The organism is Streptomyces coeruleorubidus (genome assembly GCF_028885415.1).
Taxonomy (GTDB): Bacteria; Actinomycetota; Actinomycetes; order Streptomycetales; family Streptomycetaceae; genus Streptomyces; species Streptomyces coeruleorubidus_A.
In genome coordinates this window covers 4,194,663-4,208,476 of the sequence record NZ_CP118527.1, presented here as the reverse complement: position 1 = coordinate 4,208,476, position 13,814 = coordinate 4,194,663, and the positions used below count along the sequence as shown (strand labels likewise).

Sequence of the window (13,814 nt, the reverse complement as noted above, 5' to 3'; positions counted from 1 at the left end):
CATTCATGAGGAGCGCTGCCATGGCAGAGCCGCGGCCCGTCCTGGAGATGACGGGCGTAGTCAAGGAGTTCCCGGGGGTAAAGGCTCTGTCGGGCGTCGACTTCCGCCTCTTCCCGGGCGAGATCCACGCCCTGATGGGCGAGAACGGTGCCGGAAAGTCCACGCTGATCAAGGTGTTGACGGGGGTCTACTCCCTGGACGGCGGCACGATCGTCCTCGACGGCGAGTCCGTACGGTTCGGCAGCCCGTTGCAGGCGCAGCAGGCCGGCATCAGCACGGTCTACCAGGAGGTCAACCTCTGCCCCAACCTGTCGGTGGCGGAGAACATCTTCATCGGACGCGAACCCACCCGCGCCGGCCGCATCCAGTGGAAGCGGATGCGCAAGGAGGCGGAGGAGCTGGTCGACCGGCTCGGACTCGACATCGACGTCGCCGCGCCGCTGTCCTCGTACCCGCTGGCCGTGCAGCAACTGGTCGCGATCGTACGGTCGGTGGGCACCGGGGACCGTGACGCCGCGGGATCCGGCACCAAGGTGCTGGTCCTCGACGAGCCGACCTCCAGTCTCGACCGCGACGAGGTCCTCGAACTCTTCCGTTTGATGCGGCAGTTGAGGGACGAGGGCGTCGCGATCCTGTTCGTGTCGCACTTCCTCGACCAGATCTACGAGGTCTGCGACCGGATGACCGTCCTGCGCAACGGCACCCTGGTCGGCGAGCACCTGGTCCGAGACCTCGACCAGGTCGGACTGATCGAGTTGATGATCGGCAAGGCCCTGGACCAGCTCGAGGAGCTGCACGAGCACCAGATGCACTCCGACGTCGGCGAGACGCTGGTCAAGGCCGAAGGGCTCGGCCGCACCGGGGGGATCGCCCCCTTCGACCTGGAGATCAAGAAGGGGGAGGTGCTCGGACTCGCCGGCCTGCTGGGATCGGGCCGCACCGAGCTCGCCCGGCTGCTGTTCGGAGCCGACCAGCCCGACAGCGGCAAGGTGACCGTCGGCGGCAAGCAGATCTCGATGAGCGCCCCGAACGACGCCATCGCGGCCGGGGTGGCGTTCTGCTCGGAGAACCGCAAGAGCGAGGGCCTGGTCCCCGACCTGACGGTGCGTGAGAACATCATCCTCGCCCTCCAGGCGGCCCGCGGCTGGACCCGGCCCATCCCGGCCTCCCAGCGCGACGAACTCGTCGCCAAGTACATCAAGGCGCTGGACATCCGCCCCGCCGACCCGGAAGCCCGGGTGGGCCGTCTCAGCGGCGGCAACCAGCAGAAGGTGCTGCTCGCCCGCTGGCTGATCACCCAGCCGCAGCTGCTGATCCTGGACGAGCCGACGCGCGGCATCGACGTCGGCGCCAAGGCGGAGATCCAGAAACTGGTGGTGTCCCTCTCCGAGGACGGCATGTCGGTGCTGTACATCGCGGCCGAACTGGAGGAGGTGCTCCGGCTCAGCCACACCATCGGAGTGCTGCGCGACCGCCGGCTGGTGGCACGGCTGACCAACGGGCCTGAGATCACCACCAGCAAGATCCTCGAGACCATCGCGAGCGGAGAACACCAGTGACCACCACCTCCCGCTGGCGAGCACTGACGCATCACCACCTGTTCTGGCCGGTCGCGGTCCTGATCGCCCTGCTGCTCGTCAACGTCCCCTTCACGCCCGACTTCTTCTCGATCAACATGACGGACGGCCACCTCTACGGCAGCCTCGTCTCCATCGTGCTGTTCGGCTCACCGCTGATCCTGGTCGCGGTCGGCATGACCCTGGTCATCGCCACCGGCGGCATCGATCTCTCCGTCGGTGCCGTGGTCGCCATCACCGGCGCCCTGACCTGTTCCTACATCAGCGACCAGGCCGACCAGAACACCTTGTCCGCGGTGTTCCTGGCGATGGGCATCGGGCTGGTGGCCGCGGTCGTCTGCGGTCTGTGGAACGGCTTCCTGGTGGCCAGGATGGGAATCCAGCCCATCATCGCGACCCTCATCATCATGGTCGCGGGCCGAGGTGTCGCCCAGCTGATCACCGACGGCCAGATCATCACCATCAACAGCGAGCCGTACAAGCTGATCGGCGGCGGCTACTGGCTGACCCTGCCCTTCTCCGTCTTCGTGGTGGCCGCCGTGGTGGCCGTCACCGTGGCGCTGACCCGCCGCACGGCGCTCGGCCTGCTGGTCGAATCGGTCGGCGGCAACGCCGAGGCCAGCCGCCTGGTCGGCATCAGGTCCACACGCATCAAGATCATGGTCTACATGTTCTGCGCGCTGTGCGCCGGCATCGCGGGCCTGATGATCAGCTCCAACACCTCGGCCGCGGACGGCAACAACGCCGGTCTGTGGATCGAACTCGACGCGATCCTCGCCGTCGTCATCGGCGGCACCTCGCTGCTCGGCGGCCGGTTCTCCATCGGCGGCACGGTGGTCGGCGCCCTCGTCATCCAGACCCTGACCACCACGATCTACACCATCGGCGTGCCGACCCAGACCAACCTGGTCTTCAAGGCCGCCGTCGTCATCGTCGTCTGCCTGCTGCAGTCCCCGAAGTTCCGGGCCAAGGTCTTCGGCGCGAAGGGCCCCAAGGGCCCGCGCCTGGACGCCGCCCCGGTGGAGCCCGCTCCGGCGGCCGACGCCGCCCCGAAGATGGAGGTGTCGCGATGAGCGCGACCGCCCAGACCCCCAAGGCGGCTCCGAGCGGCAGCACCGCCTCCCGTGGCGCGCGCCTGCTCGGCGACAGGCGTCTGCCCGTCCTGGTCACGGCCGGCCTGTTCATCGCCATGTACATCGGTGGCCTCAGCCGGTACCAGAACTACGGGTTCGGCGAACCCCAGGTGTTCCTCAACCTGTTCATCGACAACGGCTATCTGCTGGTCGCAGCCATCGGTGCCACCTTCGTCATCATGTCCGGCGGCATCGACCTGTCCGTGGGCTCGGTGATCGGCTTCACCACCATGTTCACGGCGTGGCTGGTGGAAGGTCAGGGACTGCCGCTGCTCCTGGTCGTCCCCCTCGCGCTGGCCGTCGGCGCCTTCGGCGGTTTCCTGATGGGCTATGTGATCCACAACTTCGAGATCCAGCCGTTCATCGTCACGCTCGCCGGGCTCTTCCTCTTCCGCGGACTGTGTCTGGTCATCAGCAAGGAATCGATCTCCATCAGCGACGCCTCGGTGGGCACCCTGGCCCAGACGCGGGTGTCGTTCGGCCTGGGGGAACTGTCGATCGGCGCCCTCGTGGCCCTGGTCGTCCTCGGTGTCGCCTGCTACGTGCTCCACTACACCCGCTTCGGACGCCGTGTGTACGCCATCGGCGGCAACGAGCAGTCGGCTCTGCTCATGGGCCTTCCGCTGGGCGGCACGAAGATCGCCGTGTACACGGTGAGCGGCTTCTGCTCGGCCCTGGCCGGCCTGCTGTTCATGCTGTACATCCAGTCGGGCGACCCACTGCACGCCATCGGCATGGAACTCGACGCCATCGCCGCCGTGGTCATCGGCGGCACCCTGCTGACCGGCGGTTCCGGTTATGTGCTGGGCACCCTCTTCGGTGTATTGGTGCTCGGCCTGATCAAGAGCGTCATCACGTTCGAGGGCACGCTCAGCTCCTGGTGGACGAAGATCGCCACAGGTGTGCTGCTGTGCGCCTTCATCCTGATCCAGCGGACCATGACGGCACGCCGGAAGACCTGACGGGCACTGCTGAGAGCCGCAACAGCGGCAAGTGAGTCGGTCGCCGTCGGCGCGGCGACCACGGGGGCAACGGAAAGTCAGAGAAAGACGGGGAAATGCCCATGCGCGCGCTTATCTCCAGGCTGTCGGCGATATTGCTCGCCGCCTGCCTCCTCTTCACAGGCCAGGCCCTGACCACACCTCAGCGGGCCGCCGCCGCCGACCCGGGCTACCTGATGACGCACTTCATCGGGGAGGGGTCGACCGGTCAGCAGATCTACTTCTCGCACAGCACGGACGGCCTGAACTGGAGTGACCTCAACGGCGGCGGGATGACCCTGCGTTCCACGGTGGGAACCCGTGGGGTGCGCGACCCCGCACTGGTCAGAGCCCCCGGCGGTGACAAGTACTGGATCATCGCGACCGACCTGTGCATCGGCTGCGGACAGTCGTGGGACCAGGCCGTGAACGACGCCAGCCGCAACCTCGTGGTGTGGGAGTCCACGGACCTGGTCACCTGGTCGAAGCCGTGGCTGCTCAACGTCGCCGGCGCGATCCCCGACGGGCGCAACGCCTGGGCGCCGGAAGCGATCTGGAACCCCGAGACCAACGACTACGTCCTGTACTGGGCGACGAACGCGACCCGGGGCGGCGTGCTCAAGCACCGCATCTACTCCGCCCGCACCACCGACTTCCGCACCATCACCACCCCACAGCTCTACATCGACCGCCCCGGCACCCAGAACATCATCGACACCCAGATCGTCGAGGTGCCGTCCGGCGTCGGTGGCTTCCGTTACGTACGGGCCTCCGGCGACGGCCAGATCACGCTCGAAGGCAGCAACTCGATCCTCGGTACGTGGACCAACCTTGGCAACCTCTCCGGCATCGGCCTGACCGGCTCCCAGGTCGAAGGCCCGATGTGGATGAAGTTCAGGGACCGCAACGAGTGGACCCTGTACCTCGACCAGTACGCCTCCGGACGCGGCTACATGCCGGTCACGACGACGAACCCCTCCGCCGCCGGCACCTACCGGCTCCCGGCGTCGGGAAGCTACAACCTGGGCGGGACGAAGAAGCGCCACGGTGCGATCCTCAACCTGACGGCCGCCGAGGAGAGCCGCGTGCTCGCACGCTGGGCCAACACCCCGGCCAAGCGGCTCCAGTCGTTCAACTTCCAGGACCGGTACGTGCGGCACGCCGGCTTCGACGTGCGCATCGACCAGAACGTCACCGGCCCGGACGCCCAGTTCCGGCTGCGGCCCGGCCTGGCGGGCTCGGGCACCGTCTCCTTCGAGTCGGTCAACTTCCCCGGCCACTTCCTGCGGCACGCCGGATACGACTTCCAGCTGGCCTACAACGACGGCACCACCCGGTTCGCCGCGGACGCCACCTTCCGCCAGGTCGCCGGCCTCGCCGACTCGACATGGTCGTCCTTCCAGTCGTACAGCCACCCCGACCGGTACATCCGCCACTACGCCTACGAACTCCGCCTCGACCCGATCACCACCACGACGGCCCGCAGCGACGCCACCTTCCGCGTGACGGACTGACCCACGCCGACAGGCGATCCCATGAAGTGACGCGCCCTACGCCTGCGCGAGGTCCCTCGGCCATGGCGGGGCCGCAGGCGGTTGTGCCTGCGGCCCCGCTCGGGTGTTGGGGTCAGGACGGTTGGTCCGAGAGTGCTTCGCCTGGATGTCAGAGGCCACCGGGGCCCGTCAGCTCTGCACGTGTCGGGCTCTGATCGCGTGAGAGCACCCGCCCCGCCCTGCCTTCGGGGTGGGGCGGTCGGCATTTATGTGGCGCTACGGCCGGGGTGAAGGTCGAGGATCGGGGACCAAGTTTTTTCAGAGTGACCCCCGGGGTCGCTGAAAAACGCATCCGACCTCGATGATCGTCCCCTCGGTGACATTCGGTAAGCCCGCTGCTCAGGTTCTGGTCCCACGCTCAGTCACACCCCGATTCTCTCGCTTCTACCTCTCCTCGGTCCCCCCGGACCTGAGTAGTCGCGTGGCCCGGAGCGGCCCGTGAACGGGGCCGGTCCGCCGTGGCCACAGCCGTTCCCCGGTACGAGCCGCACCGCCCACCGCCGCCCGTCCACCGGGCACCGGTGGCCGCCGAGCGCCCGGGAGCAGTGCTGTCCAGCTCCTTCCGGCATGGAATCCGACCGCACATCCGACGACAAGGAGAAACGAGACGTGATGCGTATCCCGCGCGTGATGGCCGCTGTGGCGGCGGCCTTCGCGGTGGCGTGGGGATGGCCGGGCACAGTGCAGGCCTCCCCCGACCCGGAGCCCCAGAGGCCGTCCGCCGACGCCTCACCGCACCTTCCCGACGGCTGGAGGATCACCGGCTCGGGCGGGACGGAGAAGCTGGAGTGGCGCTCATCCGCCCGGGTGCCGATGGGCGGTGCCCGGATCGAGTTCCGCAGTGGGGGCCGGCTGCTGGGACATCCCGCGGCTGCCGCGGACGGGCGCACCTTCCGGCTTCCGCTGGACGGGGTACGTCTCGAGCAGGCGCGGGATCTGCGGGTCGAGGCCGCAGGACGGCGGCTGGACGCGGAGGGAACGGACGCCGGGCGCGGACGCAACCTCCAAGCCCCTTCGACCCCGTCGCCTCTGACGGGAACCCTGCCCGTGAACCCTGTGCACAAGACCGATCCCGGCGTCACCGGCAAGTTCCGTACCGTCCAAGGCGAGTACTCCCTGCCGTCGGTGCGCCTGCCGGGGCTGGAGACACCGGTGGAGATGAAGGCCGTGGTCGTGGCTCCGGCCGGTGCCACGGGCCGCCGGCCGTTGGCGCTGTTCCTGCACGGACGCCATGACACCTGCTTCGACACGGAAGGAACGCGGACCGCGGAGTGGCCGTGCGACACCGGCAAGAAGCCGGTGCCGAGTTACCGCGGTCACCTGCACGACCAGAAGCTGCTGGCTTCCCAGGGCTATGTGACGGTGTCGATCTCGGCCAACGGCATCAACGCCCAGGACGAGATGAGGGCGGACGGCGGCGCAGCGTTCCGGTCGTCCCTGATACGGCTGCACCTGGGGCACTGGGCGGACTGGGCCGCCGACCCGTCCAAGGCGCCGGCGGCCGTGCGCGAGGCGCCCCGAGCCGACCTGCGCCGTGTGCTGCTGGTGGGGCACTCGCGAGGCGGTGAGGCCGTCAACCAGGCCACTCTGGACAGCCTGTACCCGCCGCCCGCCGCGCAGGACGGCTACCGGGGCCGCGTCCGCTGGACGATACGCGGCACCGTCCTGGTAGCCCCCTCAGCCCTGGCCCAGAACCCCGTCCCCGACGTGCCGTCCATGACGATCCTGCCGGGCTGCGACGGCGACATGCCCGATCTGCAGGGCGAGACGTACGTCGACGGCACGCGTGGTGTCAGCCGCGGCACGGCCCTGCACAGCGCGGTCTACATGGTCGGCGCGAACCACAACTACTTCAACACCGAGTGGACTCCCGGCCAGGCCGCGGCCCCCGCCGAGGACGACTTCACCTACTCCGGCGACCACGACGACCGGTTGTGCTCGCAGGGGGCCAAGACCCGTCTGAGCGCCAAGCAGCAGCAGAAGGCGGGATCGACCTATATCGCCGCTGCGGCCCGGCTGTTCATCGCCCGGGACGACCGGGCCCGCCCGTTGATCGACGGCTCCGGCGTGCGCGCCGCCTCCGCCGGGCCGGCCCGGGTCTACACCCACGCCGTCGGCGCCGGGCGCAGCGGAGCCTTCCTGCCGGACACCTCCGCCACGGTCGACGGCGGCAGACTGTGCGCCCAGGTGGACACGGATCCGGCCGCCTCCTGCCTGCCGTCCCGCCTCCAGCAGGCCTCGCCGCACTTCGCCCTCTGGGAGACGCAGAAGGAACCCGGCCGCTCCGCGCTGGCCATGCGCTGGACCAAGTCCGGCGCCTCCACCCGGCTCAGCCCCGCCCACCCGGTCTCCCTGTCCGGCGCCAAGGCGCTGACCCTGCGGGTGATCGTGCCGCCCAACACCACCGGCACCCGGCTGGACGTGTCACTCACCGACGCATCCGGCAAGCGGGCCGCTCTCGGCCGTGTCCGCGTCGACGGCCTGCCCGGCACCGGCCTGACGTCCTCGTACTGGGCGCGCGAAGTCCGCGTACCGCTGTCCGCCGCGGCCAAGGCCGGACTCGACCTGGCCCGCGTCAAGACCCTCCACCTCACCCCCCGCACCTCGTCCGGAAAGGCGTGGCTGATGGACGCCTGGGGCTGGCGCCCCGGCACCCCTGCCGTCAAGCCGGCTCAGCTGGCCCGCGTGGACGTCGGCCGTACGACCGTCAAGGAGGGCGGCCCCGGCACGCGCACCTATCAGGTGCCGGTGACGGTCTCCGGCAAGGGCAGCGGCCAGGTCCGGGTGTTCGTGGACGAGCCGGGGCACAAGTACCCGGTCGTGCACACGGTGACGGTCCACGCGGGCGCGCCCGTCAACGTACGGATGACGGTGAAGGGCGACAACCGCTACGAGGACGGGGTCGACCGTCCGGTGTTCGTCAAGTCGATCCACGGCGCGGTGGTCGGCTCCCATCGCGGCAAGATCATCGTGAAGAACGACGACCCCAAGCCCACCATGCGGGTGACACCGGTCGCCGACCGCGTCACCGAGGGCAAGCAACTGGTCTGGCGGATCAGCCTGTCCGCGACAGCCGACGAAACCCTGTACGGAGATCTGTGGATCCTGCCCGTCCGTCGTGGCGCCGAGCTGTCCACCAAGGATGTCCCTCCCTCGTGGCTGGCAGAGAACTACGACGTCTCACCCAGTCCGCAGCGGGCGCTGTCGCGGATGCCGGACGAACCTCGTCTGTCGTTCGAGATCCCCGCGGGCAGCCGGAGCGTCGACGTGAAGGTGCCCACCATCGCCGACCGGGTGACCGAGCCGGTGGAGTCCCTTCGGCTGCGGCTGAACACGGCCGACGGCGGCAAGGAGGTCAAGGGGTCGGAGGTCACCGGCACGGTACGGGACGCGACATGACGCGGCTCAAGCTTGCCGCGCCCTCGGCCGACTGCCTGCCGCAGCGCGATCAGTTGCGGGTCGGGACACTGTTGACGGCGGCCCGACCTCGAGGATGTCGAGCATCGCCCGGGTGGCAGGGCTGGGGTTGAAGCGGCTCCACGCCAGGTACTCGATGCGATGCGGTCCGTCGACCACCGGGACGAGCGCCAGTTCGGGGTCGTCGGTGGCCCGCGGTCGGATGAACGCCGACGGCAGCAGTGCGATGCCCAGCCCGCGGGCGATCAGCCGGGTGATCAGCTCGACGACGCCGGCTTCGTACGCGACGTCGCGGACCAGGCCCGCGGCGGCGAACGCCTGATCGGACTGGGCCCGGGCAGGCGTCCCGCTCACGAAGTCCACGAACGTCTCTTCGGCGATCTCCCGCAGCGTGACCTGGGAAACGCCCGCCAGTCGGTGCCCGGCCGGCACCACCAGCACGTGCTCGTCGTGAGCGAGAACAACGCACTCCACACCGGGAGGCCGTTCGCTCTCCGGCAGGCCGAGGAAGGCCATGTCCAGGTCGCCGTTCCGGACCGCCGCCGCCAGTTCATCGCTGCGTCCGGAACGGAGGGCGACGTGGACGGCCGGGTGCTGGGCGCGGTACCGCTGCAGCAGCTCCGGTACGTCGACGGCAGCCGTCGTCACGATCACGCCGACGGCGAGTCGGCCGCGTACCACGCCGGTCGCGGCGGCGGCGTCGGCAGCCGCGCGGTCGGCGGCGGCCAGGCACTCGCGTGCGCCGGCGACGAACGCCGCTCCCGCAGGGGTCAGCTCGACGCGGCGGCTGGACCGGGCGAACAGCTTGACTCCGAGTTCCCGTTCCAGGCCGGCGATCCGGTGACTGAGCGACGACTGCACCACGAAGCAGCGCTCGGCGGCGCGGGTGAAGTTACGGGTTTCGGCCACGGCGACGACGTAGCGCATCTGCTGGAGATCCACACGGTCATCGTTCTGGTTCATGGCTGCGATGACAAGCATGTGTTGGACTCATGATGGGCTGCCTCTGAGACTTCATCACATGCATACCTCGACCGAGCGGGCACCCCACTCGCCGCGAATCCCGTACGGCCGGCAGGTGGCCACCGTGGCACTGACCGCACTCGCCCCCGCGTCCTGGGGCACCACGTACGTCGTCACCACGGAACTGCTCCCGCCCGGGCATCCGCTGTTCGCCGGGATGCTGCGCGCCCTGCCCGGCGGGCTGCTCGCGCTGGCCATCACCCGTGTGCTCCCGCGCGGGGATTGGTGGTGGAAGGCCACCGTCCTCGGCGCGCTCAACATCGGTGCCTTGTACCCCCTCTTGTTCGTGGCGGCCGAGCGACTCCCTGGCGGTGTCGCCGCCACTCTCGGTGCCACCCAGCCGCTGATGGTCGCCGGGTTGGCCGTCGCGCTGCTCCACGACCGGCCGACGGCCTGGCGATTGACCTGGGGCGTGCTCGGCGCGGTCGGTGTCGGACTCGTCGTACTGGGGCCGCAGGCCCGGCTGGGCGCCGTCGGGGTCGTCGCCGGCCTCGGTGGTACGGCCGCCATGGCCGTCGGGATCGTCCTCACCAAGCGGTGGGGCCTTCCCGCGGGTGTCGGTCCACTGACCCTGACCGGCTGGCAACTGACGTCGGGCGGCCTGCTCTTGCTCCCGCTCGCCTTCGGGATCGAGGGGGCGCCGCCGCGCATCGACACCGGAGCCGCCGGCGGATACCTGTGGCTCGGCAGCGTGGGTGGGCTGATCGCGTCCACGCTGTGGTTCCGCGGTATCGGAAAGCTGCCGGTCGGCGCGTCCGCACCGCTGGTGCTGCTGTCCCCGCTGGTCGCGACCGTCATCGGCATCGCGCTGGGCGAGTCACTGAGCCTGCTGCAGACCTCTGGCTTCGTCCTCGCCCTGGCCGCGTTGCTCGCGGCGCAGCTCAATACCCCGAACCTGGCGGGCCGCGTGGCGCGCCGCAGGCCGGCAGAAGCCCGAATCCGAGAAGCCCGAATCCGAGAAGCCCGAATCCGAGAAGACCAAATCCGAGAAGACCAAATCCGAGAAGACCGGATGCACGACGATCACATACGAGAAGGACGGATCCGATGAAGACAGGCATGACGATCGCTGTACTGGGCGCCACCGGGATGGTCGGCAGCCGGGTGATCAACGAGGCCAGTGCACGCGGACACCAAGTGATCGCCCTGTCCCGGAAACCCGCGAGTGAGAACCCGAGGAACCCGAACGTGACGCCGATCGCGGTCGACGCGAACGACTCACACGCCATACGCCAGGCACTGGCAGGCTCCGCCTCCCACGGCGCTGCGGACGCTGTCGTACTGACCGTGCGGACCACGCCGGTCGACGAGGAGTTCCTGGTCGGCGCTACCCGTACGGTGCTGGACATCGCCGCACAACTCGGGATCCGCGTCCTCGTGGTCGGCGGCGCCGGCGCATTGCGCAGCCCCGGTGACCGCGATCTGCTGGTCGCCGACAATCCGGCGTACGTGCCCGCCGAAATCAAGGCCGTCGCCGCCGCCGGAATCGCTCAGCTGCGAACCTGCCAGTCCCATGCCGATGCCGATTGCGTCTACCTGAGTCCACCGGCCCTGCTCGAACCCGGCGAACGGACCGGCCGCTATCGGCGCGGCAGCGACACCTTGCTCATCAGCGCCGACGGCCAATCCTGGATCAGCGCCGAGGACCTGGCCGTCGCCGTGGTCGACGAACTCGAGACACCTGGCCCCGACCCCCTCATCACGGTCGTCCACCGCGCCGAAGACCTGTCAGCGTGAACTGGTCAGGTTCGCCCAACGGCAGGCCATCGAGCGGACCTTCTGGAGAGTCGCCACTTCGCCCCCAGGAACGGTCGACAGGTACACGAGCCTGCTGCCCGGAGCGGATCTGGCGATCGCCGAGGTTGCAGCCGGCCTTGTACCGCGCGCAACGCGCAGGCGGCGGCCCTCACCGCCGCCGCCGAGCCCGGACTGGATGATGCGGAGGACTCAGCCGCGGGTCCGCGCCGGACGGTGCCGATCCGTCGGGATAACGAAGCCCGGCGATCGGTCCGCTTAGCCACCCGCACCGGGCGGCCGGTCGAGCCGCGCAACCCCTACCGCTCGTTCACCCGCGTCGCGCGCCGGGCAGTCCGCTCACGCATTGCTCACGCACGAAGCTCGCATCCTGAGGCAACGCTTTCAAATAGCGCCACCATCTGCCCGAGACGCGGTTGCGCTGCCGAAGACCGCGGGCCTGTACTCCTGGATGTACACCAGCCTGCTTGCCGAGACCGCAGCCCGGCTCGTACCGCGCGCCGACGCCACCTTCAAGAACACCGCTCCCGAAGTGGGGTCGAGGTCCGGCGATACGGATGATCCCGGCCTGGAGACCGTGCCGGATGGTGTTGATCCGTCGGGAGGAATAACGGAGCCTGGCAAGCCGTCCGCTCACGCACCGCTCACGCAAACGGCCCCGGACGGGGAGTCCGAGGCCGAGCCGAAGCCCTCCCTGGGGGAGAAATCCCAGGTCAGAGCGGTAATGCATTGTGCCCCCGGCAGGATTCGAACCTGCGACACCCGCTTTAGGAGAGCGGTGCTCTATCCCCTGAGCTACGAAGGCGGGGCTTGCGTGACCGTGGCTGAATACTCTGAGTGACTATTCGCCCCGATTGCGGCAAGGGTCGGGACGCCACCGAGGTGGCGGCCCCTGACAGGGTAGCGGATCGGGGTGGGGTGGTGGGCTGAGGTCGTAGTTGCATCGCGCCCCAGGAGCGAGGGGTGGCCCGGCAACCGTTGTCGCTCGCAGGTGTGTGCCCGGTGCACCTCCCCGTGTCGGACCCGGGCGGCCAGTGTTGAGGGCGCAACCGTGAAGTCGGCGAGCGGGGGAAACGTGAACGCAAAGGTCGTCTCCAGCCATCGAATACGAGAAGGCGCCTGCGAGGTCACCCCTCCAGGCGACGAGTTCAGTGCTGCGCTCTTCGCGTCGTTACGGCGCAGTGACCAGCGGCTGAGGGCGCGGCACTATCTGAGTGGGCTGCTGGCGGCGCAGGGACGCAAGTCGATCCGGAACATCGCCGCGTCCGTCGGCGGGGCCGCGGCCGAGCAGAGCCTGCACCACTTCATCAGCAGCTCCACCTGGGACTGGTCGCCCATACGCGAGGCCCTCGCCGACCATGTCACGCGGGTGCTGGCACCACGGGCCTGGGTCGTGCGACCGCTGTTCATTCCGAAGGCAGGCGAGCACTCGGTGGGGGTGGAGCGGCAGTTCGCCCCGGAGTGCGGACAGGTGCTCAACGGCCAGCTGGCCTTTGGGGCCTGGGCCGCGACCGAGGGGACCAGCGTGCCCGTTCAGTGGCGGCTGCATCTTCCCGAGTCCTGGCTCGGGAACGCTCGCAGGCGCCGTAGGGCGGAGATTCCCGACAGCGCCCAGGCCGAGACACCGGACGAGTGCGCGACGGCCACGGCGCTGACTTTGCTCGGCCGGCCTGAGGTGCCGAGGCGTCCCGTCGTGCTGGACACGCATGTGACGGGCCTCGGCGGGGTCATCCGGCCCTTCGCCGAAGCCGGGATTCCCCTGCTCACCCGGGTGAAGGGGAACACCCGGCTGATCGTGGCGGATCGCGCGATGCCGGGGTACCGGGCGGGAGCGATTCCGGCCCGCCACATCATGGAGTCCGTGCAAGGTCTGCGCCGTCCGCTGGACGCCGCCCGGGGGCCGGTGCGGCGCACCATGCTCGCGGCGGCGGTCCGGGTGCGACTTCCCCGGCCGGGCTTCGGGTCCGAGCTGTTGCTGATCGGCGAGTGGCACGAACGAGGCAAGGCACCGACGGCCCTGTGGCTCGCGGCCCCGGCGACGGCACCGGTCGGTGATCTCGTGCGGTTGACCTGGCTGGCGCAGCGGGTCGCCCAGGACGAGAAGCAGACTGGCGAGCAGGTGGGCGTCCGGGACTTCGAAGGACGCTCGTTCCGGGGCTGGCACCGCCACATGACCCTGGCCTCCGTCGCCCACGCGGTGTCGGTGCTGGCGGATGAGTCGGACGCATCGGATGAGTTCGATGAGTCTGCTGAGTCTGCTGAGTCGCGTTTGTGGGCGCTTCGGGCCTCCGCCTGATCCCCGTACACCCGAACCCTGTACACCCGAGCCCATACGCCCGAGCCCATACGCCCGAGCCCATACGCCCGAGCCCTGTG

At 69.4% G+C, this 13,814-nt stretch carries 9 protein-coding genes and 1 tRNA gene; 8 read left to right on the top strand and 2 right to left on the bottom strand.

The features are described from left to right. The first annotated feature begins 20 nt into the window (after positions 1-20). The 5 genes from PV963_RS19410 (at position 21) to PV963_RS19390 (ending at position 8,642) form a co-directional block, all read left to right on the top strand. Positions 21-1,559, top strand: coding sequence for a sugar ABC transporter ATP-binding protein (locus tag PV963_RS19410; RefSeq protein ID WP_274817003.1), 1,539 nt, complete (start codon positions 21-23; stop codon positions 1,557-1,559). After that, a complete protein-coding gene (locus PV963_RS19405) occupies positions 1,556-2,650 on the top strand; it encodes an ABC transporter permease (protein WP_274817002.1) in 1,095 nt (364 codons plus the stop codon). Before PV963_RS19410 ends, PV963_RS19405 begins: the two co-directional genes overlap by 4 nt. Next, positions 2,647-3,672, top strand: coding sequence for a galactofuranose ABC transporter, permease protein YjfF (yjfF, locus tag PV963_RS19400; protein ID WP_274817001.1), 1,026 nt, complete (start codon positions 2,647-2,649; stop codon positions 3,670-3,672). Before PV963_RS19405 ends, yjfF begins: the two co-directional genes overlap by 4 nt. A gap of 101 nt (positions 3,673-3,773) precedes the next feature. Beyond that, a complete protein-coding gene (locus PV963_RS19395) occupies positions 3,774-5,204 on the top strand; it encodes a glycoside hydrolase family 43 protein (protein ID WP_274817000.1) in 1,431 nt (476 codons plus the stop codon). A gap of 648 nt (positions 5,205-5,852) precedes the next feature. After that, entirely contained in the window at positions 5,853-8,642 is a 2,790-nt protein-coding gene (locus PV963_RS19390; protein ID WP_425540919.1) for a hypothetical protein, read from the top strand. A gap of 6 nt (positions 8,643-8,648) precedes the next feature. On the opposite strand, the gene PV963_RS19385 is transcribed toward PV963_RS19390, so the two are convergent. Further along, the gene (locus PV963_RS19385) at positions 8,649-9,602 is read right to left on the bottom strand and encodes a LysR family transcriptional regulator (RefSeq protein ID WP_274822062.1); all 954 of its coding nucleotides are present in this window, start codon (positions 9,600-9,602) and stop codon (positions 8,649-8,651) included. A gap of 79 nt (positions 9,603-9,681) precedes the next feature. Here PV963_RS19385 and PV963_RS19380 point away from each other — a divergent pair, with 79 nt between their 5' ends. Together PV963_RS19380 and PV963_RS19375 are read left to right on the top strand one after the other, a co-directional pair. Further along, entirely contained in the window at positions 9,682-10,734 is a 1,053-nt protein-coding gene (locus tag PV963_RS19380; protein WP_274816998.1) for an EamA family transporter, read from the top strand. Between the two features lie 8 nt (positions 10,735-10,742). Beyond that, complete coding sequence (locus PV963_RS19375) at positions 10,743-11,420, top strand: NAD(P)-dependent oxidoreductase (RefSeq protein WP_274816997.1); 678 nt, start codon at positions 10,743-10,745, stop codon at positions 11,418-11,420. Between the two features lie 750 nt (positions 11,421-12,170). Here the strand turns inward: PV963_RS19375 and PV963_RS19370 are convergent. Next, positions 12,171-12,243, bottom strand: a tRNA-Arg gene (locus PV963_RS19370). Between the two features lie 270 nt (positions 12,244-12,513). Here PV963_RS19370 and PV963_RS19365 point away from each other — a divergent pair. After that, positions 12,514-13,734: an IS701 family transposase gene (locus PV963_RS19365; RefSeq protein ID WP_274816996.1), complete on the top strand. Its 1,221-nt coding sequence runs from the start codon at positions 12,514-12,516 to the stop codon at positions 13,732-13,734. Positions 13,735-13,814 lie beyond the last annotated feature (80 nt).

Excerpts from the sequence above, each read along its gene's own strand:
- PV963_RS19410 (WP_274817003.1), top strand. The coding sequence starts at position 21 with ATGGCAGAGCCGCGGCCCGTCCTGGAGATGACGGGCGTAGTCAAGGAG.
- yjfF (WP_274817001.1), top strand. The coding sequence starts at position 2,647 with ATGAGCGCGACCGCCCAGACCCCCAAGGCGGCTCCGAGCGGCAGCACC.
- PV963_RS19395 (WP_274817000.1), top strand. The coding sequence starts at position 3,774 with ATGCGCGCGCTTATCTCCAGGCTGTCGGCGATATTGCTCGCCGCCTGC.
- PV963_RS19380 (WP_274816998.1), top strand. The coding sequence starts at position 9,682 with ATGCATACCTCGACCGAGCGGGCACCCCACTCGCCGCGAATCCCGTAC.
- PV963_RS19375 (WP_274816997.1), top strand. The coding sequence starts at position 10,743 with ATGACGATCGCTGTACTGGGCGCCACCGGGATGGTCGGCAGCCGGGTG.